This is a genomic window from Arsenicicoccus sp. UBA7492 (genome assembly GCF_002479615.1).
In the GTDB taxonomy this organism is placed as follows: domain Bacteria; phylum Actinomycetota; class Actinomycetes; order Actinomycetales; family Dermatophilaceae; genus Arsenicicoccus; species Arsenicicoccus bolidensis.
Genome location: NZ_DLOE01000063.1, coordinates 54,219 through 73,899 on the forward strand (window position 1 = coordinate 54,219; position 19,681 = coordinate 73,899).

Sequence of the window (19,681 nt, forward strand, 5' to 3'; positions counted from 1 at the left end):
ACGGGGAACGCCCCCAGAGACGTGGTCGGGCCGGGCGCCCGAAGGAACGCGGTCGGGCCGGGCGCCCCTAGGAGGAGAGGGCGTCGCGCATGGGGACGAGCTTGGCGTCCGACTCGGCCAGCTCGGCCGCCGGGTCGGAGCCGGCGACGATCCCGCAGCCGGCGAAGAGGCGGATCTCGCGCGGGTCGTCGGCCGAGATGGCGCCGGACCGCAGCGCGATGCCCCACTCGCCGTCGCCGTCGGCCGAGAGCCAGCCCACGGGCCCGGCATACCGCCCGCGGTCCATGTGCTCCAGCTCGGAGATCAGGGTGTCCGCGACGTCGCGGGGCGTGCCGCAGACCGCCGCCGACGGGTGCAGCGCCTCGGCGAGAGCCAGCGAGGTGGAGTGGGACGACAGGACGCCGGCCACGTCGGTGGCGAGGTGCATGACGTTGGGCAGGTGCAGCACGAACGGCGACTCGGGCACGTTGATCGAGTCGCAGTGCGGGGCCAGGCGATCCGCGACGGAGCGGACGGCATACTCGTGCTCGACGAGGTCCTTGGAGGACCGGGCGAGGTGCGCGGCGAGGGACAGGTCGCGCTCGTCGTCGCCGGTCCGGCGGATCGTCCCGGCGAGGACGCGGGAGGTGATCAGGCCCCGCTCGAGCCGGACGAGCATCTCGGGGGTGGCCCCGACCAGCCCGTCGACCGAGAAGGCCCACGTGTTGGGGTAGCTCGTGCTCAGGCGCTGCAGCAGCGTGCGCGTGTCGAGGGGCGTCCGGGCGCGGGCCGTGAGGTCGCGCGCGAGGACGCACTTGTCCAGCTCTCCGGCCGTGATGCGCGAGACGGCGGTCGCCACCGCGCCCATCCACTGGGTCGGCGTGAGGGAGCCGTCGCCGAAGGACACGCCCGCGGAGGCCGCCGGGACGGTGCTGGGCTCGAGGACGACCGACGGGGTGGCCTCGCCGGCGGGCGTGCACGTCGTCAGCCACGCCTGGTCGCCGCGGCGGCCCACGACCACCGACGGGACTATCAGCGTGCCGCCGGCGGGCGAGGACGAGGAGTAGGCCATCGAGCCGAACGCCACGAGTCCCGAGCCGGGCAGCCGGACCTCGTCGTCGACGGACGACTCGGCCACGAGCGCGGTCCACCAGCGGGACGCCTCGGCGAAGCGCTCGGCCCCCGAGGTGTCGACGCGGCCGGCCGCGCCCCAGCCGACGATGCCGTCACCACGGCGCTGCCACGAGAACACCTGGGTCGCAGGCAGGTCCGCCGGGACCAGTGCCAGGAGGTCGCCCGGGTCGGCGATGCGGCGCGTCACCACCCGCAGGGCGGGCACGGGAGCGGAGCCGTCCGTGCCGGTGGCGGACGACGTGGTCGAGATCGTCACCGCCGCAGGTCCCCCGGGGAGCCAGAGCCGGAGCCGGGGCCGGACTCTGCGCCCCGCACCTCGACCTCGTCGAAGCGCGTGACGGTGATGCGCATGTCGCACGCGAGCCAGTCACCCGGCCGCACCGCGTCGCCGGACGGGACGCTGACCATCGACACCTGCATGTGCGGGACGTCGGCGTAGGTCAGCCGGCGACCGTCGAGCCGGAACGGTGACGGCGCCCCACCCAGCTGGGTCGCGACGACCCGGGCGGCCTTCCGCGCCGCCAGGCGCGGCGTCATACGGGGACGAGCCGTCTCGATGCCGACGCCGTGCGCGGTGCCGCCGCCCACGACGGCCAGCCAGCCGTCCTTGCGAGCGGTTCGCTGGGAGTAGCCGATCGAGCGGCCCTTGGCGACCGGGTGCACGTCGATGACCCGGCCGTATGCCGTGAGCGCGGCGGGGTCGCCGAGCCACAGGTCGGTGCCCGTGCGGACCAGCACGACGGTGTCGCCGGCGGTGCCGGAGAGCCGCCCGACCTCGTCCGCGGTCAGGTGGGAGGCATAGAGCCGCGGGACCGCCACGCCCAGCTCGCCGAGGCGGTCCAGGAGGGACGAGACGAACACGACGCGGTCGCCGAAGGGCGGGTTGTGCAGGGCCACGCCCTCGCAGCGCTCGTCGCGCAGCGCGTCGACGAGCGAGGGCAGCCGCGGCCACTCGATGCCGTGGCGACCCATCGGCGAGTCCACCTCCACGACGAACCGCCGCCCGGTGCCGAGGATCTCGCGCAGCGTGGTCTCGGAGGCCACGGTGTGGACGAGCCGCGGGTCGTCGGGGAGCGCCTCGCCCGGCAGGGTGGGAAAGAGGACGAGCACGTCGCCGTCGGTGGCGTCCAACGCCTGCTGCGCCTCGGCCGGGGTGCCGACCGCGACGACGGGGGCCTGGACGCGACGGCACTGGGCCAGCACGCGCTCGGCGCCGATGCCGTAGCCGTCGCCCTTGACCACGGGCACCACCCAGGGGTGCTCCGCGAGATAGGTGTCGACGTGCGTCTCCCAGCGGGGCCGGTCGATGACGAGCTTGAAGGTCATCCGCGCCGCCCGAGGTAGAGCTGGAAGGCCTTGTGCAGCAGCCGGTTGATCGGCAGGTCCCACTCGCCGACGCGCTCGTGGACGTCGCAGCCCACGGAGATCTTGAACCGGACGAGCCCGGCGTGCGGGTCGTCGTTGCCGATCTCGTCGGTGATGCCGCGCATGTCGTAGACGGAGCACCCCTCGGCGAGGGCGCGCTGGATCCCGAACCACTGGGTGCCGTTCATCGCCCGCGCCTCGCGGCGCGCGGTGGTCGAGGCGCCGTAGAGGTACCAGCAGCGGTCGGCGACCGTGATGTTGATCGTGGCCGCCAGCAGCCCGCCGTCGAGCTCGCCCAGCGCCAGCTCGAAGCGGGCCGGCGACCCCGGGGCGCCCATCAGCTCGGCCATGCGGTGGAAGTAGGACTCCGGGCGGGGCGTGAAGCCGTCGCGCTCGGCGGTCTCGACGTAGACGCGGTGGAACGCGGCCACGTCCTCGCGCAGCGTCTCGGGGGTGGCCAGGCGCACCTGGACGCCGGCCTTGGTGGCAGCCTTGATGTTGCGGCGCCACTGCTGGTTCATGCCCTTGAGCAGGGACTCCTCCGTCTGACCCGCGAGGGGGAGGCCGGCCGTGAGGCGCGGCTGCCCGGCGGCGAAGCCCGGCCCGTCGTCGGCCCGCGACCAGCCGTGCGCCTGCAGCCAGGAGACGATGGCGGAGCCGGACGCGTCCACGGAGTCGGCGGGGACGGCATACAGGCTCGTCTGCTCCTCGTCGGCCAGGGCGGCCTTGACCGTCCCCGGGTCCCAGGTGCGAGCCGTCGAGGGGCAGCCGACGCGCAGCGTGAACGCGCCGGAGCGCCGGGCGTGATCGACGAGCGGGCCGAACCAGCGCTGCGGGTCCTCGGCCACCTCGTCCCACGGCAGGACCGGCCCCTCGGGCAGGTAGGCCAGGGACCGGCGGACCTTGGGGAGGCGACGGTGCAGGACCAGGCCGACCCCCTGGACGTCGTCGTGCTCGTCGACCCAGGCGATCCGCTCGCCCTCCCACTCGGACTTCAGCGCGGCCCAGGACGACAGCTGCAGGAAGCTGCCGGAGCGGGCCTCCACGCCGGCGTCGAGGCCGTCGGCCCCCAGCGACACGATGCGCAGGGGCGGGCGGGCGGTGGTCGAAGGCTCGGTCATGGTCCTCGTCCGGGTAGGCGATCGGTCGGGCGCAGGCGAGCCTGACGCCGGTTCAGGCTACACCGGGCCCGGGGCGCCGCCGTGTGAAGATGTCCGTCATGAGCCGAGCCACGCTGTCCAAGCAGCCGCACGAGGTCGCCTCGATGTTCGACGAGACGGCGGGTCGCTACGACCTGATGAACGACGTCATGACCTTCGGTCAGATGCGCCTGTGGCGGCGGGCCGTGACCTCGGCGGTGGCCGCCGGCCCGGGGGAGACGATCCTGGACATCGCCGCCGGCACCGGCATGAGCAGCCTGCCGTTCGTCGAGGCCGGGGCACGCGTCGTGCCCGCGGACTTCTCGCTCGGCATGCTGCGGGTCGGCAAGGAGCGCCGGGCGGCGCTGCCGTTCACCGCCGCCGACGCGACCCGGCTCCCGTTCGCCGACGACAGCTTCGACGTCGTCACCATGTCCTACGGCCTGCGCAACGTCGTCGACACCGACGCCGCCCTCGCCGAGTTCCTGCGGGTCACCCGCCCGGGCGGCCGCCTGGTGGTCGGCGAGTCCAGCCAGCCCACCAACCGCGCCTTCCGCACCCTCTACACCACCTACCTCATGGGGGCGCTGCCCACCGTGGCCCGCACCCTGTCGAGCAACCCCGACTCCTACGTCTACCTCGCGGAGTCGATGCGGGCCTGGCCCGACCAGCGCACCCTGGCCACCCGCATCCAGCGGGCCGGCTGGTCCCAGGTGCAGTGGCGCAACCTGACCGGCGGGATCGCCGCGGTGCACCGGGCCGTCAAGCCCGTCTGACCCGACTCCTCGCCCAGCCCGCCGTCGCTGGGGCAGCATGGGTGGATGAGCGACGTCGCCGATGCCCTGCGTTCCTCCCTCGACGGCCCGTGGGCCGAGGTGCGCGAGCTCGCGCGCCGACAGATCGAGCCCGGACGGTTCGGACCACCCGAGACGGACCTGTCGACCGAGGACTACCGCGCCCGGGTCCTCGACCAGCTGCTCGACCTCGCCTCGCTGGGCTTCGCCGGGCTCGGGCTGTCGACCGACCAGGGCTCGGCCGACCAGGGAGCCTCGGTCACCGCCTTCGAGATGCTCGGGCACGGCGACCTGTCGCTCTTCGTCAAGGCAGGGGTCCAGAGGGGACTCTTCGGCGGGGCCGTGGCGGCGCTCGGCACCGAGCGGCACCACGAGCGCTACCTCGAGCCCATCGCCCAGGCGCGGCTGCTGGGCTGCTTCGCGATGACCGAGACCGGGCGCGGGTCCGACGTCCAGTCGCTGCGCACGACGATCACCCACGACCCGGCCACCGACGAGCTCGTCGTGCACACCCCCGACCCGAGCGCGCGCAAGGACTACATCGGCAACGCCGCCCGGGACGGACGGATGGCGGCCGTCTTCGGCCAGCTCGTCACCGCGGACGGCACGGGGCACGGGGTGCACTGCGTGCTCGTCCCGGTCCGGGACGACGCCGGCCGGGCCCTGCCCGGGGTGACCATCGGCGACTGCGGTGGCAAGGCCGGCCTGCCCGGCGTGGACAACGGCCGGTTCACCTTCGACCACGTGCGGGTGCCGCGCGACAACCTGCTGGACCGGTATGGCGCGATCGACGCGGAGGGCACCTACTCGTCGCCGATCGAGTCCGACGGCCGCCGCTTCTTCACCATGCTCAGCACCCTGGTGCGGGGCCGCATCACCGTGGGGGCCGCCGCCGGCTCCGCCACCCGCAACGCCCTCACCCTCGCGACGATCTACGGGCTGCACCGCCGCCAGTTCGCCGGCCTCGACGGGCAGGACGTCGTCCTCCTGGACTACCGGGTCCACCAGCGCAAGCTGCTCCCCGCCCTGGCCCGCAGCTATGCCCTGATGTACGCCCAGAACGACCTCACGAGGACGATGCACGAGGTGCTCCGGGCCGGTGACGACGCCGACGAGCGGGACCGGCGACGGCTGGAGACGCGCGCCGCGGCGCTCAAGGTGGCGTCGACGTCGCACGCCTCGACGACGATCCAGACCTGCCGCGAGGCGTGCGGTGGTGCGGGCTACCTCTCCTTCAACCGGCTGGGCAAGCTGCGCGCCGACACCGACGTGTTCACGACCTTCGAGGGCGACAACACCGTCCTGCTGCAGCTGGTCGGCAAGAGCCTGCTCACGTCCTACGCGTCCCAGTTCGAGGACCTCAACGCCGTCCAGACCGTCGCGACCGTCGCCCGCCAGGCCGGGGCGGCGCTGCTGGAGCGCACCATCAGCGGCTCGCTCGTGCAGCGGCTGCTGACCGGGGCGCCGGGCCGCGACGCCGACGACGCGCTGGGCGACCGCGGCGGCCAGCTCGCGCTCCTGACCGACCGCGAGGAGCACGTCCTGGAGACCCTGGCCGCCCGGCTGCGCCGGGCCGACCGGGACGACCCCCGTCAGGCCTGGCAGACCTTCGACGCGGCGGGGGAGCACGTCCTCGAGGCGGCCCGGGCCCACACCGACCGCATCCTGCTCGAGGCCTTCGCCGCGGCGATCGACGAGTGCCCGCCGGGGGAGGCGCACGACCTGCTCGACCTCGTGGCCGACCTGTTCGCCTGCTCGACCGTCGAGGCCCACCGGGCGTGGTACCTCGAGCACGGGCGCCTGTCGCCCGAGCAGGCCAAGCGGCTGACCGGGCGCGTGGACGACCTGCTGGCCCAGGTGCGTCCGCACGCGCAGACGCTCGTGGACGCGTTCGCCATCCCACGGGAGTGGCTCGCCAGCGACCTGCTCGACCCGCTCAGCAGCACCGAGGTCGAGGCCTCGGTGCAGGGTGCCGTCTCCGGCCAGGGCGGGATCACTACCGGGTGAGGACCACGACGGCGGGCACGACCACGTAGACCGCCAGCGCGGCCAGGGCGTGCACCACGGGGTGACGTCCCAGGGTCATCACGACCTCGTGCCGCACGACCCGCGCCCACGGCAGACCGACGGCGGGCGCGCCGGCCAGGAGCGCGGTGAGGCCGGCGCTGCGGGCCAGGTCGGCGACGCGAGGCACGTGGTAGCCGCTGGTCACCAGCACCCCCACCGCGGCCGGCCCGAGCAGGTCGGCGACCAGCGCGCGCGTGAAGGCGACGTTCTCCTCGGTGGTGCGCGAACGGTCCTCCAGCACGATCGCGGCGTCGGGCACCCCACGGGACCGGGCGTGCTCGGCCATGGCGGCGGCCTCTGACCGGGGCTGGCCCGGTGCCTGCCCGCCGGACAGGACCAGCCGGACCTGCGGGTCCTCGGCGTGCAGGGCCGCCCACCGCTCGATGCCCGTGTCCATCCGGCGCGTCAGCAGGTCCGGCATCCGGCCGGCCTCGAGCCCGGACCCCAGGACGGCGACGTAGCGGGGGCGTTCGCGCAGCCGCAGGCGGGGGAGCAGCACGCCGACGGCGACGTAGGCCAGGGCGACCAGGACGATCCAGGCGGAGGTGGCCGCGAGGACGGCCGCGAGCAGGAGCAGGAGGGTCGCGAGCACGGCGGCGAGTCTAGGTCCGGGGGAGGGGAGGGCGTCATACGGCCGGTCCGGGTCCGTCACCGGAGATCACCCGCGATCGCGCCGGCGCGGGTCACGATCGGGCGACGATCTTGTGAAGGCGTGCACAAGTGAGGCTTGCCTAACGCGACATCGGTGCGGAGCCCTCCTAGACTCCCGAGGTGGTGCGCCTCCTGCCGGCCGTCGAGCGCGGCGGAGCACAGGAGTTGCCGACGACGGACGAGCGATGCGGAGTGGCTGTGACCTCTGGGACGATCCCACGACCTGACGGCGTGGAGAGCGCAGACGTCATCGTCGTCGGGGCCGGCCCCGGCGGCTCGGCCACCGCCACCCACCTCGCGCGGCACGGCCTGGACGTCGTCCTGCTCGACAAGGCAACCTTCCCCCGCGACAAGATCTGCGGCGACGGGCTCACCCCCCGAGCCGTCCGCGAGCTGGCGACGCTCGGCGTCCCCACCCGCGAGGAGGACGGCTGGATCCGCAACAAGGGCCTCCGCATCGTCGGCGCGGGGCAGACCTTCGAGCTGGACTGGCCGGAGAGCTCGGCCTTCCCGGGCTACGGCCTGGCCCGGGCCCGCGCCACCCTCGACGAGACCCTGGCCCGCCACGCCTCCGCGACCGGCGCCCGGCTGATGGAGGGCATGAACGTCACCGCTCCCGTCGTCGAGCGCGGCCGGGTCGTCGGTGTCCAGGCCAAGGTCATGCAGGACGGACGCGCCACCGGTGAGGTCCGCGAGCTGCGAGCCCCCGTCGTGATCGCCTCCGACGGTGTCTCGAGCCGGCTCGGCACCGCCGTCGGCCGGCAGAAGCTCGAGCGCCGCCCCATGGGCGTCGCGGCGCGCACCTACTACACGAGCCCGCGCACCAACGACGACTACATGGAGTCCTGGCTCGAGCTGTGGGTGCCCGAGGACCCGTATGCCGACCCGGCCGACCCCGACGCCAAGCGCATCCTGCTGCCCGGCTACGGCTGGATCTTCGCCCTCGGCGACGGACGGGTCAACGTGGGCCTGGGCATGCTCGACACCTCGCCCGCCTTCGGTCAGGTGGACTACAAGGACCTGCTGCGCCGCTGGGTGGCCACGCTGCCGCCCGAGTGGGAGTGCACCCCCGACACGATGACGGCGCCCATGCGGGGCGCGGCCCTGCCGATGGCCCTCAACCGTCAGCCGCTGTACGCCGACGGCCTGCTGCTCGTCGGCGACGCCGGAGGCATGGTCAACCCCTTCAACGGCGAGGGCATCGACTACGCCATGGAGGCCGGCCGGCACAGCGCCGAGGTGGTGGTGCAGGCCTTCGCCCGCAGCGACGACGCCGGGCGCGAGCGCGTGCTGCAGGCCTACCCGCGGATCATGAAGGACCAGCTCGGTGGCTACTACACGCTCGGGCGCGGCTTCGCCTCCCTGATCGGCCACCCCGAGATCATGCGGCTGGCGGTCAAGTACGGCCTGCCGCGGCGGACCCTGATGAGGCTCCTGCTCAAGGTGATGGCCAACCTCGCCGACGAGCACAGTCCCGCGCTGACCGACCGCGCCATCATGGCCCTCACCCGTCTGGTGCCCTCGTCATGACCGCCCGTGAGCGAGTGGGCGGGGCTGACCCTAGGATGAAGTCGCAGACCAACCGAAAGGGGTGCGTGGCGGGATGAGCATCAACCCGTATGTGCCGATCCTCTTCCTCTTCGCCCTCGGCATCGCCTTCGCCGTGGTGTCGGTGCTCGTCTTCGGCTTCATCGGCCCGAAGCGCTACAACCGGGCGAAGCTGGACTCCTACGAGTGCGGCATCGAGCCCAGCCCGGTCGCCCAGGGTGGGGGCCGCGTCCCGGTCAAGTACTACGTGACCGCGATGCTCTTCATCATCTTCGACGTCGAGTCGCTGTTCCTGCTGCCGTTCGCGGTGGCCTTCGACCGTCTGGGGCTCTTCGCCCTGGTCGAGATGGTGCTCTTCGTGCTGACCGTCTTCATCGCGTACGCCTACGTCTGGCGACGTGGCGGATTGGAGTGGGACTGACCCATGGGTGTGGAAGACAAGATCCCGTCGGGCATCGCCCTGACGACGCTCGAGGCCGTGGCCGGGCAGATGCTGCACCGGTCCATGTGGCCGGCGACCTTCGGCCTGGCCTGCTGCGCCATCGAGATGATGGCCTCGGGCGGCCCCGACTTCGACATCGCCCGCTACGGCATGGAGCGGTTCTCCGCGACGCCGCGGCAGGCCGACCTGATGATCGTCGCCGGCCGGTGCTCGCAGAAGTTCGCCCCCGTCGTGCGCCAGGTGTGGGACCAGATGCCCGAGCCCAAGTGGTGCATCGCCATGGGCGTCTGTGCCAGCTCCGGCGGCATGTTCAACAACTACGCGATCGTGCAGGGCGTGGACCACATCGTGCCGGTCGACGTCTACCTCCCCGGCTGCCCGCCGCGGCCGCAGATGCTGTTCAACGCCATCCTTACGCTGCACGACTACGTCAAGGCCTCGCCCCAGGGCGTCAACCGCGAGGAGGCGGCCCGGGCCGCGGAGCGGGCCGCCATGGAGGCGACCCCGCTCCACCTGCAGAAGGGTCTGCTGGCATGACCGACGACAAGCTCCCTGCCGAGGCGCAGGGCGAGGCCGCGCGCCGTCTGCCCGTCGACGGCGGGTCCCTGCGGCCCGTGGAGATGGGTCGCCGCCACGGCATGTTCGGCGGCTCGCGCGGCGGTGACACCTCCGGGTATGGCGGCCTGGTCTCCCCGGTGCTCTTCCCCGGGCAGTCCGACCGCCCCTACGGCTCGTACTTCGACCACGTCGCCGACACCCTCGAGAAGGCCCTGCTCGGCGGCTCCGCGTCGTTCGCCGAGGCCATCGACGCCGTGGTGATCGACCGCGGCGAGATGACCCTGCACGTGCGCCGCCAGCACCTGGCCGCCGTCGCGCAGGCGCTGCGCGACCACCCCGGCCTGCGCTTCGAGATGTGCACCGGCGTGTCCGGGGTCCACTACCCGCAGGTCGAGGGCGCCGAGCTGCACGCGGTCTACCACCTGCTCTCGCTCACCCACGGCTCGCGTCGCGTGCGCCTCGAGGTCAGCTGCCCCGACGCGGACCCCCACATCCCGTCCGTGACGAAGGTGTGGCCGGGAGCCAACTGGCACGAGCGCGAGACCTGGGACTTCTTCGGGATCGTCTTCGACGACCACCCGGCGCTGACCCGCATCATGATGCCGGACGACTGGCCCGGCCACCCCCAGCGCAAGGACTACCCCCTCGGCGGTGTCCCGGTGGAGTACAAGGGTGCCACCGTCCCGCCCCCCGACCAGCGGAGGTCGTACAACTGATGAGCACCGCACACAGCGAGTTCACGGCCACCGGCGGCGCCGGGCAGGACGAGGAGGGCTACGAGCTGACCTCGGTCGGCGGCGACTGGGACGACCTCGCCCAGGAGGCGATCGAGCACTCCGACGAGCGCATCGTCGTCAACATGGGCCCCCAGCACCCGTCCACGCACGGGGTGCTCCGCCTCATCCTCGAGCTGGACGCCGAGACGGTCACCGACGCCCGCGTCGGCATCGGCTACCTGCACACCGGCATCGAGAAGAACATGGAGTACCGCTCCTGGACCCAGGGCGTGACCTTCTGCACGCGCATGGACTACCTCACGCCGCTGTTCCAGGAGGCGGCCTACTGCCTCGCGATCGAGAAGCTCCTCGGCATCACCGACCAGGTCCCCGAGCGGGCCAACGTCATCCGGGTGCTGATGATGGAGCTCAACCGGATCGGCTCGCACCTGGTGTGCACCGGCACCGGCGGCATGGAGCTGGGCGCCACCACCGTGATGGAGTTCGGCTTCCGCGAGCGCGAGCGCATCCTGCGGTTCTTCGAGGCGGTCACCGGGCTGCGCATGAACCACGCCTACATCCGTCCCGGCGGCGTCATCCAGGACGTCCCCGCCGAGGCGATCCGCGACCTGCGCGCGGAGCTGCCCGACCTGCGCCGCGGCATCCACGAGCTGGAGCTGCTGATCAACGAGCAGCCCATCCTCAAGGGCCGCATGGAGAACGTCGGCTACCTCGACCTGACCGGCTGCATGGCCCTCGGCGTCACCGGCCCGATGCTCCGCGCGACCGGCTACCCCTATGACCTGCGCAAGGCCGAGCCCTACTGCGGCTACGAGACCTACGACTTCGAGGTGGCGACCTGGGACACGTCGGACGCCTACGGACGTCTGCGCCTGCGGTTCACCGAGATGTGGGAGTCGCTCAAGATCGTCGAGCAGTGCCTCGACCGCCTCGAGGCGACGCCCGGCCCGATCATGGTCGACGACAAGAAGATCGCGTGGCCGGCCCAGCTGGCCATCGGTGGCGACGGCATGGGCAACTCGCTCGAGCACATCCGCGAGATCATGGGCGAGTCGATGGAGTCCCTCATCCACCACTTCAAGCTGGTGACCGAGGGCTTCCGCGTGCCCGCGGGCCAGGCCTACCAGGCGGTCGAGTCGCCCAAGGGCGAGCTCGGCTGCCACCTCGTCTCCATGGGCGGCACCCGCCCGCACCGTGCGCACTTCCGCGACCCGGGATTCAACAACCTGCAGACCGTGGCTGCCATGTGCGAGGGCGCCCAGGTGGCCGAGGTCATCGTCGCCGTCGCCTCCGTCGACCCGGTGCTCGGAGGAGTGGACCGCTGATGTCAGCTTTCGATGCCCCCAACTACGGCACCCAGCCCAACCACCTCGAGCAGCCCTGGGAGCCCGAGGTCGCGGAGCGTCTGCGCACCGACGCGGCCGCCGTGGTCGCGCGCTACCCGCAGAAGCGCTCGGCGCTCCTGCCGCTGCTGCACCTGGTGCAGAGCGTGGACGGCTACGTCTCCACCCGCGGCATCGAGCTCGCGGCCGAGTTCGCCGGGGTGACGGCGGCCGAGGCGTCCGGCGTGGCCACCTTCTACACGCAGTACAAGCGGCACCGCAACGGCGACTACCTCGTCGGCGTGTGCACGAACTCCCTGTGCGCGGTCATGGGCGGCGACCAGATCTGGGACGACATCAGCGACTACCTCGGCGTGGGTCACGACGAGACGACGGCCGACGGCACGATCACGCTCGAGCGCCTCGAGTGCAACGCCGCGTGCGACTTCGCCCCTGTGGTGATGACCAACTGGGAGTTCTTCGACAACATGACGCCGCGGTCGACGCGCGAGCTCGTCGACGCGCTGCGTTCCGGTCAGGCCGTCCGCCCCACCCGCGGACCGGACCGCGTGCACACCTTCAAGGAGGTGTCGCGCGTGCTCGCCGGCTTCCTCGACGGGCACGCGGACGAGGGCCCCAGCGGTGGCGTCGCGACGATGCGTGGCCTGCGCATCGCCCGTGAGCACGGCTGGGACATGCCCTCGTCCGCCCGCGCGGGCGAGGAGGCCACCGGGCCCGTCCCCGGCGCCGACGGTGCCGGCAGCAGCGAGAGCGGCAAGGTCGACGCCCAGCCCGGACCGGGCGAGAAGCAGAGCTCCGCCGAGGCCGAGGCCGCCGCGGGCAAGAGCTCCGAGGCCAAGCATCCCGCGACGTCGCCCGTCGACGACCAGGCGTCCGCCGGCAACACCTCCGACCCCAAGGGGGACACCAAGTGACCACCACCGAGCTGACCCCCGTCCTCACCCGCACCTGGGACCAGGAGCGCTCGTGGACGCTGGCGACCTACGAGGCCAAGGCCGAGGGCTACCAGGCCCTGCGCAAGGCCCTGTCGATGGAGCCCGACGCCGTGCTGGGCGCGGTCAAGGACTCCAACATCCGCGGCCGCGGAGGCGCCGGGTTCCCCACGGGGCTCAAGTGGAGCTTCATGGCACCCCCGGACGGCGGACCCCGCTACATCGTGGTCAACGCGGACGAGTCGGAGCCGGGCACCTGCAAGGACATCCCGCTCATGATGGCGGCGCCCCACCACCTCATCGAGGGCCTCGCGATCGCCACCCACGCGGTGCAGGGCGAGCTGGGCTTCATCTACCTCCGTGGTGAGGTCGTCCACGTCTACCGCCGCCTGCTGCGCGCGGTGGAGGAGGCCCGCGCCGCGGGCTACCTCGGCGACAACGCCATGGGCACCGGCAAGCGGATCGACATCGTCGTCCACGCCGGCGCCGGCGCCTACATCTGCGGCGAGGAGACCGCCCTGCTCGACTCGCTCGAGGGTCGTCGCGGGCAGCCGCGCCTGAAGCCCCCCTTCCCCGGGGCTCAGGGGCTGTACGCCCGCCCGACCTCGGTCAACAACGTCGAGTCCATCGCCTCCGTGCCGGGCATCCTGCTGCACGGCCCCGAGTGGTTCAAGGGCATGGGCACCGAGAAGTCCGCCGGCCACGGCATCTTCTCCGTCTCCGGCCACGTCACCAGCCCGGGCCAGTTCGAGGCCCCCTTCGGCATCACCATGCGCGAGCTGATCGAGCTGTGCGGCGGCATGCGCGACGGGCGTCGCCTGAAGTTCTGGACCCCCGGCGGCTCCTCGACGCCGATCTTCACCGAGGAGCACCTCGACGTCCCGCTCGACTTCGACTCCGTCGCCGCCGCCGGCTCGATGCTCGGCACCCGCGCGCTGCAGGTGTTCGACGAGACCGTGTCCGTCGTGCGGGTCGTCTCCCGCTGGACCGACTTCTACCGCCACGAGTCCTGCGGCAAGTGCACCCCCTGCCGCGAGGGCACCTGGTGGCTCAAGCAGATCATGGAGCGCCTCGAGGTCGGCCAGGGCCACGAGGGCGACATCGAGAAGCTCCTCGACATCTGCGACAACGTCCTGGGCCGCTCCTTCTGCGCGCTCGGCGACGCCGCCACCACGCCGATCTCCTCGGCCATCAAGCACTTCCGCGAGGAGTTCGAGGCCGGCATGCACACGCCGTGGTACGACCTCTTCCCGCCGGAGGCCTCCACTCTCTTCGCGAAGGAGACGGTGTCCCGATGACCGCCCCCACCACCAGCGCCGCCGACCTGGTCACGCTGACCATCGACGGTGTGGAGGTCCGCGCGCCCAAGGGCACGCTGATCATCCGGGCCGCCGAGCAGATCGGCATCCAGATCCCGCGCTTCTGCGACCACCCCCTGCTGGAGCCCGCCGGTGCCTGCCGGCAGTGCCTCGTCGAGGTGGCGACGCCGGGGCGTGACGGCAAGATCGCCCCGATGCCCAAGCCCCAGGCGGCCTGCACCATGACGATCGCGCCGGGCATGGAGGTCAAGACCCAGCTGACCTCGCCCGTGGCCGAGAAGGCCCAGGACGGCGTGATGGAGCTGCTGCTCATCAACCACCCCCTGGACTGCCCGGTGTGCGACAAGGGTGGCGAGTGCCCGCTGCAGAACCAGGCGATGAGCAACGGGCGCGCCACCTCGCGCTTCGAGGACGTCAAGCGGACCTATGCCAAGCCCGTCAACATCTCCTCGCAGGTGCTCCTGGACCGTGAGCGGTGCGTCCTGTGCCAGCGGTGCACGCGCTTCTCGGAGCAGATCGCCGGAGACCCCTTCATCTCGCTGACCGAGCGCGGCGCGGCCTCGCAGATCGGCATCTACCAGGAGAAGCCCTTCCAGTCCTACTTCTCCGGCAACACCGTCCAGATCTGCCCGGTGGGCGCCCTCACGGGAGCGGCCTACCGGTTCCGGTCCCGACCGTTCGACCTCGTCTCCACGCCGGGCACCTGCGAGCACTGCGCGTCCGGCTGCTCCATCCGCACCGACCACCGCCGCGGCGTGGTCCTGCGCCGCCTCGCCTCCAACAACCCGGAGGTCAACGAGGAGTGGAACTGCGACAAGGGTCGCTGGGCCTTCCAGTACGCCACGCAGGCCGACCGCCTCGACATGCCGCTCGTGCGGCGCGAGGACGGGGAGCTGCACGTCGCCTCCTGGCCCGAGGCGCTCGCCGTCGCCGCGGCCGGGCTCGAGCGGGCCCGCAGCTCGGGCGTCCTGGTCGGCGGCCGGACCTCGATCCATGACGCCTACGCCTACAGCAAGTTCGCGCGGACGGTCCTCGGCACCAACTCGATCGACTTCCGGGCCCGTCCCCACTCCGTGGAGGAGGCCGAGTTCCTGGCGTCCCACGTGGCGCTCACGGCGCCCGACCACGGCGCGGTGACCTACGCGGACCTCGATCAGGCCAAGGTCGTCCTCCTGGTGGGTCTGGAGCCCGAGGACGAGTCGCCCATCGTGTTCCTGCGCCTGCGCAAGGCCTTCCGCAAGAACCGCCTCAAGATCTACACCGTGGCGCCGTACACCTCCCGGGGCACGACCAAGCTCGGGGGCACCGTCCTGCAGGCCGCGCCCGGCCTCGAGGGCGAGGTCCTCTCCGCGGTGCGTGACGCCCAGGGCGTCTTCGCCGACGCGGGCACCGCGCTGCGCGAGGCCGGCTCCGACGCCGTGATCCTCGTGGGCGAGCGGCTCGCGGCCACCTCGGGCGGCTACTACGCCGCGATGGACGTCGCCCGCGCCACCGGCGCTCGTCTTGCCTGGATCCCGCGCCGTGCCGGGGAGCGGGGGGCGCTCGAGACCGGCTGCCTGCCCGGCCTCCTGCCCGGCGGCCGTCCCGTCACCGCCGAGGGCCTCGCCTCCCTGGCGCAGACCTGGGACGACGCGACGCTGCCCACCGAGCCCGGCCTCGACACGTCGTCGATGCTGCGCGCAGCCGCCGACGGCGAGCTGGACGCCCTGGTGGTGGGCGGTGTCGACGCGGACGACCTGCCGGACCCGAGGACGGCCCGCGAGGGCCTCGAGCGCGCCTTCGTGGTGTCGCTGGAGCTGCGTGAGTCCTCGGTGACGCGGCTCGCCGACGTCGTGCTGCCCGTCGCCGCCTTCTCCGAGAAGTCCGGCGCGTTCCTCGACTGGGAGGGCCGCGTGGGTCCGTTCCAGGCGGCGATCGAGACCGAGCTGATGAGCGACTACCGCGTCCTCGACCTCCTGGCCGGGGAGCTGGGCTCCTACCTCGGGGCCCGCACCTTCGCCCAGGTCGAGCGCGAGATGCACCGCCTCGGCCCCTGGACGGGCGCGCGGACGGGCGTCAACCCGGTGGCCCCCGTGGCTCCGGGCCGCACCGGCTCGGGCCGCGCGGTCCTCGCGACCTGGCACGAGCTGCTCGACGGCGGCTCGCTGCAGGACGGCGAGCCCTACCTCGCCGGCACGGCCGTCGAGCCCGTGGCCCGCATGTCCGTCGCCACCGCCGAGGCCGCAGGCCTGGCCGAGGGCGAGGTCGTCACCGTGCAGTCCGAGTCCGGGACCGTGACCTACCCCGTCCGGATCACCGAGGACATGGCCGACCACGTCGTGTGGATCCCCACCAGCTCCGCGGGCCAGTCGGTCCGCTCCCGCCTCGTCGCCGACAACGGCGACGTCGTCACGCTGACGAAGGGTGTTGCGCAGTGAGCACATTCCCGACCCTCGCGGCCACCGCGCTCGCGGGCACCAACCGGCTCGCGACCGAGCTCGCCCCCGGCGGGACCTACCGCGCGGACTTCAGCGACACCCCCTGGTGGCTGACGCTGATCAAGGCGCTGCTCGTCTTCGTCTACCTGATGCTCAGCGTCGTCGTCGTGATCTGGTTCGAGCGCCGCATCGTCGGCTTCCTCCAGCAGCGTCCAGGTCCCAACCGGTTCGGCCCGGGCGGCATCTTCCAGACCCTCGCGGACGGCTTCAAGCTGGTGTGGAAGGAGACGTTCACGCCGGCCAACGCCGACAGGTTCATGTACAACCTGGCGCCCATCATCGCGGGGTCGACGGCGTTCATCGGGTTCTCGATCATCCCCCTGGCGGGCGAGGTCAACCTCTTCGGCCACCGCACGCCCCTGCAGCTGACCGACGGCCCCGTCGCGGTGCTGCTGGTGCTCGCGGCCGGGTCGATCGCCGCCTACGGCTTCATCCTCGCCGGCTGGTCCAGCGGGTCGACCTATCCGCTCCTCGGTGGCCTGCGCTCCACCGCCCAGGTGATCTCCTACGCGATCGCGATGGGTCTCTCCCTCGTCGCGGTGTTCCTGTATGCCGGATCCATGTCCACCTCGGAGATCGTCGCCAAGCAGGCGAGCCTGTGGTTCCTGATCCCGGCGATCTTCTCGTTCATCGTCTACGTCATCTGCATGTTCGGCGAGACCAACCGCCTGCCGTTCGACCTCGCCGAGGGCGAGGGCGAGATCGTCGGTGGCTACCACACCGAGTACTCCGGCATGAAGTTCGGGATGTTCTTCCTCGGCGAGTACGTCAACATGTTCACGGTCTCGGCCCTGGCCACCACGCTCTTCCTGGGCGGCTGGCAGGCACCGCCGCCGCTGACGCTGATCAACGACGGCATGCTCAACCACGGCTGGTGGGGGCTGCTGTGGTTCACCCTCAAGCTGTGGGGCTTCATGTTCTTCTTCGTGTGGGTGCGCGGCACCCTGCCCCGCACCCGCTACGACCACTTCATGGCCTTCGGCTGGAAGCTCCTGATCCCGCTCACCCTGGTGTGGGTCATGGCTGTCGCCTTCGTGCGCGCCGCCATGCTCGGCCACCTCGGCGACACCGCGATCACCGCCTTCGGTCGGTCGTTCTACGTCTCCCTGCTGATCATCATCGGGGTGTTCCTGCTGGGAGCGGTCGTGGCGACCTGGCTGATCGAGAGCCGCAACGAGTCCCGTCGCGAGGCCGCGCGCCCCGAGCAGCCCGCCGAGATCGACCCCTTCGCCGGTGGCCACCCCGTGCCGCCGATGCCCGGCCAGACGCTGCGCGAGCCCACGCTCGCCAGCCACCGCACGGTGACCGCCGCTCCGGCCACCGGCCGCAGCTCCGCGAACGACCACGAGGAGGACCACCGTGGCTGACTCCAAGCCCGAGCCCGGCAGCTCGCTCGACCCCGCGTCCCGCACGGGCGGCGAGGTCAGCCGCGAGCACCGCGCCGCGCAGGACGAGCGCCCCAGGGCCAACCCCCTGATCGAGGCATTGGGCCCGCAGGCCGGCTTCGGCGTGAGCCTGCGGACCTTCTTCCGCAAGCGCTACACCGAGGAGTACCCCGAGGTGAAGCGCCCCACCGCGGCGCGCTTCCACGGCCGTCACCAGCTCAACCGCCACCCTGACGGCCTCGAGAAGTGCGTCGGGTGCGAGCTGTGCGCGTGGGCCTGCCCGGCGGACGCAATCCTCGTCGAGGGCGCTGACAACACCGAGGAGGCGCGGTTCTCGCCCGGCGAGCGCTACGGCCGCGTCTACCAGATCAACTACCTGCGCTGCATCTTCTGCGGCCTGTGCATCGAGGCCTGCCCGACCCGCGCGCTCACGATGACCAACTTCTACGAGCTGGCCGACCACACCCGCGGCGAGATGATCTTCGAGAAGCACCAGCTGCTCGCCCCCGTGCAGGAGGGCATGATCGCCGCCCCGCACCCGATGGTGGAGGGCATGGAGGAGCGCGACTACTTCCGGGGTCGGGTCACCAAGGCCACCCCCGCGCAGCAGTCCTGGGTGGACGAGCACGAGGCCCACCCGGCCGACGGCACGGCGCCCACCGGCGACCCCGTCGAGGGCGTCGACACGATCAGCTCCGGCCGGCAGGCCACCCGAGACTCGGTGAAGGGAGTCCGGCGATGACCTCCAGCGGCGAGGCCGTCTTCTTCTGGATCTCGTCGATCGTCTGCGTGCTCGCGGCGCTCGGCCTGGTCTTCGCCCGCAAGGCGGTCTACGCCGCCATGAGCATGGCCGTGATCATGGTCAACCTCGGCGCCATCTACCTCGCCCAGGGGGCTGACTTCCTCGGCATCGTCCAGGTCGTCGTCTACACCGGCGCCGTGATGATGCTCTTCCTGTTCGTCCTGATGATGATCGGCGTCGACTCGGCGGACTCGACGGTGGAGACCCACAAGGGGATCCGCGTCTGGGGCGTGCTGCTGGGCCTCGGCCTCGGCGCGCTGCTGATCGCCGTCATCGGCCAGTCCCGGCTGCCCGCCCCCGTCGGCCTGGACGAGGCCAACGCCGGCGGCAACGTCAACGGCCTCGCGGACCTGATCTTCGGGCCGTACGTCTGGACCTTCGAGCTCACGTCCGCCCTCCTGATCACCGCGGCCCTGGCGGCCATGGTGCTCGCCCACCGCGAGCGCCTCATCCCCAAGACGACGCAGCGGGTCTACGCGGAGCGGCGGTTCAAGACCGGTCGGTTCCCCGCCGGCAAGCCGGCGCCCGGTGTCTACGCCCGGCACAACGCCGTCGACACCCCCGCCCTCCTGCCGGACGGCACCCCGTCCGAGCTGTCCGTCTCCGCCGTGCTGGAGGCCCGGGACCAGGTGGCGCAGCCCGGCCAGTTCGAGGACATCGAGCACGCCATCGAGCGCGAGATCGAGGAGGGGCGCACCCGATGAGCCTCATGAACTACATCTACCTGGCGACGATCCTGTTCAGCCTCGGCGCGGTGACCGTGCTGGTGCGACGCAACGCGATCATCGTCTTCATGGGCGTCGAGCTCATGCTCAACGCAGCCAACCTCGCCTTCGTGACGTTCGCGCGCATGCACGGCACGCTCGAGGGCCAGGCCATCGCTCTGTTCGTGATGGTGGTGGCGGCGGCCGAGGTCGTGGTCGGCCTGGCCATCATCATGTCCATCTTCCGCGCGCGCCGGTCGGCCTCGGTCGACGACGCCAACCTGCTGAAGCTGTAAAGGAGCGAC

18 protein-coding genes are annotated in these 19,681 nt (G+C 72.1%); 14 read left to right on the plus strand and 4 right to left on the minus strand.

Annotation, left to right across the window (positions count from 1 at the left end):
- Window positions 1–67: 67 nt before the first annotated feature.
- From B4E97_RS18740 to B4E97_RS18750, 3 genes are read right to left on the minus strand one after another with little or no spacing between them, the layout of a single operon-like run.
- Entirely contained in the window at window positions 68–1,363 is a 1,296-nt protein-coding gene (locus B4E97_RS18740) for an isochorismate synthase (RefSeq protein ID WP_376783715.1), read from the minus strand.
- Window positions 1,364–1,365: 2 nt separating this feature from the next.
- Window positions 1,366–2,439 (minus strand): alanine racemase, encoded by a 1,074-nt coding sequence (locus tag B4E97_RS18745; protein ID WP_286961246.1) that lies wholly within the window; start codon window positions 2,437–2,439, stop codon window positions 1,366–1,368.
- Complete coding sequence (locus B4E97_RS18750; RefSeq protein ID WP_286961247.1) at window positions 2,436–3,599, minus strand: lipid II:glycine glycyltransferase FemX; 1,164 nt, start codon at window positions 3,597–3,599, stop codon at window positions 2,436–2,438. Before B4E97_RS18750 ends, B4E97_RS18745 begins: the two co-directional genes overlap by 4 nt.
- A gap of 98 nt (window positions 3,600–3,697) precedes the next feature.
- Here B4E97_RS18750 and B4E97_RS18755 point away from each other — a divergent pair, with 98 nt between their 5' ends.
- Together B4E97_RS18755 and B4E97_RS18760 are read left to right on the plus strand one after the other, a co-directional pair.
- On the plus strand, window positions 3,698–4,393 hold the full coding sequence (locus B4E97_RS18755) for a demethylmenaquinone methyltransferase (RefSeq protein ID WP_037214694.1): 696 nt from the start codon (window positions 3,698–3,700) through the stop codon (window positions 4,391–4,393).
- Window positions 4,394–4,438: 45 nt separating this feature from the next.
- Window positions 4,439–6,418: an acyl-CoA dehydrogenase gene (locus B4E97_RS18760; RefSeq protein ID WP_286961248.1), complete on the plus strand. Its 1,980-nt coding sequence runs from the start codon at window positions 4,439–4,441 to the stop codon at window positions 6,416–6,418.
- Here B4E97_RS18760 and B4E97_RS18765 read toward each other — a convergent pair.
- The gene (locus tag B4E97_RS18765; RefSeq protein ID WP_286961249.1) at window positions 6,408–7,070 is read right to left on the minus strand and encodes a YdcF family protein; all 663 of its coding nucleotides are present in this window, start codon (window positions 7,068–7,070) and stop codon (window positions 6,408–6,410) included. The genes B4E97_RS18760 and B4E97_RS18765 overlap by 11 nt on opposite strands.
- 290 nt (window positions 7,071–7,360) lie before the next feature.
- Here B4E97_RS18765 and B4E97_RS18770 point away from each other — a divergent pair, with 290 nt between their 5' ends.
- The 12 genes from B4E97_RS18770 to nuoK all read left to right on the plus strand — a co-directional run bounded on the left by B4E97_RS18770 (window position 7,361) and on the right by nuoK (window position 19,672).
- Entirely contained in the window at window positions 7,361–8,659 is a 1,299-nt protein-coding gene (locus B4E97_RS18770; RefSeq protein WP_240483962.1) for a geranylgeranyl reductase family protein, read from the plus strand.
- 79 nt (window positions 8,660–8,738) lie between these two features.
- Entirely contained in the window at window positions 8,739–9,098 is a 360-nt protein-coding gene (locus tag B4E97_RS18775; protein WP_029211290.1) for an NADH-quinone oxidoreductase subunit A, read from the plus strand.
- Window positions 9,099–9,101: 3 nt separating this feature from the next.
- Entirely contained in the window at window positions 9,102–9,656 is a 555-nt protein-coding gene (locus tag B4E97_RS18780; RefSeq protein WP_029211289.1) for an NADH-quinone oxidoreductase subunit B, read from the plus strand.
- On the plus strand, window positions 9,653–10,393 hold the full coding sequence (locus B4E97_RS18785) for an NADH-quinone oxidoreductase subunit C (protein ID WP_019286417.1): 741 nt from the start codon (window positions 9,653–9,655) through the stop codon (window positions 10,391–10,393). The genes B4E97_RS18780 and B4E97_RS18785 overlap by 4 nt, the downstream gene beginning before the upstream one ends.
- On the plus strand, window positions 10,393–11,739 hold the full coding sequence (locus B4E97_RS18790) for an NADH-quinone oxidoreductase subunit D (protein ID WP_019286416.1): 1,347 nt from the start codon (window positions 10,393–10,395) through the stop codon (window positions 11,737–11,739). Before B4E97_RS18785 ends, B4E97_RS18790 begins: the two co-directional genes overlap by 1 nt.
- Window positions 11,739–12,671: an NADH-quinone oxidoreductase subunit NuoE gene (gene nuoE, locus B4E97_RS18795; protein ID WP_239263095.1), complete on the plus strand. Its 933-nt coding sequence runs from the start codon at window positions 11,739–11,741 to the stop codon at window positions 12,669–12,671. Before B4E97_RS18790 ends, nuoE begins: the two co-directional genes overlap by 1 nt.
- On the plus strand, window positions 12,668–13,987 hold the full coding sequence (gene nuoF / locus B4E97_RS18800) for an NADH-quinone oxidoreductase subunit NuoF (protein WP_029211287.1): 1,320 nt from the start codon (window positions 12,668–12,670) through the stop codon (window positions 13,985–13,987). Before nuoE ends, nuoF begins: the two co-directional genes overlap by 4 nt.
- Window positions 13,984–16,425 (plus strand): NADH-quinone oxidoreductase subunit G, encoded by a 2,442-nt coding sequence (locus B4E97_RS18805; RefSeq protein WP_029211286.1) that lies wholly within the window; start codon window positions 13,984–13,986, stop codon window positions 16,423–16,425. Before nuoF ends, B4E97_RS18805 begins: the two co-directional genes overlap by 4 nt.
- Window positions 16,422–17,852 carry an NADH-quinone oxidoreductase subunit NuoH gene (gene nuoH / locus B4E97_RS18810; protein WP_286961257.1) on the plus strand — a complete coding sequence of 477 codons (1,431 nt, stop codon included), beginning with the start codon at window positions 16,422–16,424 and terminating at the stop codon, window positions 17,850–17,852. The genes B4E97_RS18805 and nuoH overlap by 4 nt, the downstream gene beginning before the upstream one ends.
- Window positions 17,845–18,612, plus strand: coding sequence for an NADH-quinone oxidoreductase subunit NuoI (gene nuoI / locus B4E97_RS18815; protein WP_019286411.1), 768 nt, complete (start codon window positions 17,845–17,847; stop codon window positions 18,610–18,612). Before nuoH ends, nuoI begins: the two co-directional genes overlap by 8 nt.
- The gene (locus B4E97_RS18820) at window positions 18,609–19,376 is read left to right on the plus strand and encodes an NADH-quinone oxidoreductase subunit J (protein ID WP_019286410.1); all 768 of its coding nucleotides are present in this window, start codon (window positions 18,609–18,611) and stop codon (window positions 19,374–19,376) included. Before nuoI ends, B4E97_RS18820 begins: the two co-directional genes overlap by 4 nt.
- Window positions 19,373–19,672, plus strand: a complete 300-nt coding sequence (gene nuoK / locus B4E97_RS18825; RefSeq protein ID WP_019286409.1) for an NADH-quinone oxidoreductase subunit NuoK — start codon at window positions 19,373–19,375, stop codon at window positions 19,670–19,672. Before B4E97_RS18820 ends, nuoK begins: the two co-directional genes overlap by 4 nt.
- Window positions 19,673–19,681: the final 9 nt, after the last annotated feature.

What these genes read in the sequence shown, in the direction of transcription:
- B4E97_RS18785 (WP_019286417.1), top strand. Translation starts at nt 9,653, where the DNA reads ATGACCGACGACAAGCTCCCTGCCGAGGCGCAGGGCGAGGCCGCGCGC.
- B4E97_RS18790 (WP_019286416.1), top strand. Translation starts at nt 10,393, where the DNA reads ATGAGCACCGCACACAGCGAGTTCACGGCCACCGGCGGCGCCGGGCAG.
- B4E97_RS18805 (WP_029211286.1), top strand. Translation starts at nt 13,984, where the DNA reads ATGACCGCCCCCACCACCAGCGCCGCCGACCTGGTCACGCTGACCATC.
- B4E97_RS18745 (WP_286961246.1), bottom strand. Translation starts at nt 2,439, where the DNA reads ATGACCTTCAAGCTCGTCATCGACCGGCCCCGCTGGGAGACGCACGTC.
- B4E97_RS18750 (WP_286961247.1), bottom strand. Translation starts at nt 3,599, where the DNA reads ATGACCGAGCCTTCGACCACCGCCCGCCCGCCCCTGCGCATCGTGTCG.
- B4E97_RS18820 (WP_019286410.1), top strand. Translation starts at nt 18,609, where the DNA reads ATGACCTCCAGCGGCGAGGCCGTCTTCTTCTGGATCTCGTCGATCGTC.
- B4E97_RS18755 (WP_037214694.1), top strand. Translation starts at nt 3,698, where the DNA reads ATGAGCCGAGCCACGCTGTCCAAGCAGCCGCACGAGGTCGCCTCGATG.
- B4E97_RS18780 (WP_029211289.1), top strand. Translation starts at nt 9,102, where the DNA reads ATGGGTGTGGAAGACAAGATCCCGTCGGGCATCGCCCTGACGACGCTC.
- nuoE (WP_239263095.1), top strand. Translation starts at nt 11,739, where the DNA reads ATGTCAGCTTTCGATGCCCCCAACTACGGCACCCAGCCCAACCACCTC.
- nuoK (WP_019286409.1), top strand. Translation starts at nt 19,373, where the DNA reads ATGAGCCTCATGAACTACATCTACCTGGCGACGATCCTGTTCAGCCTC.
- B4E97_RS18760 (WP_286961248.1), top strand. Translation starts at nt 4,439, where the DNA reads ATGAGCGACGTCGCCGATGCCCTGCGTTCCTCCCTCGACGGCCCGTGG.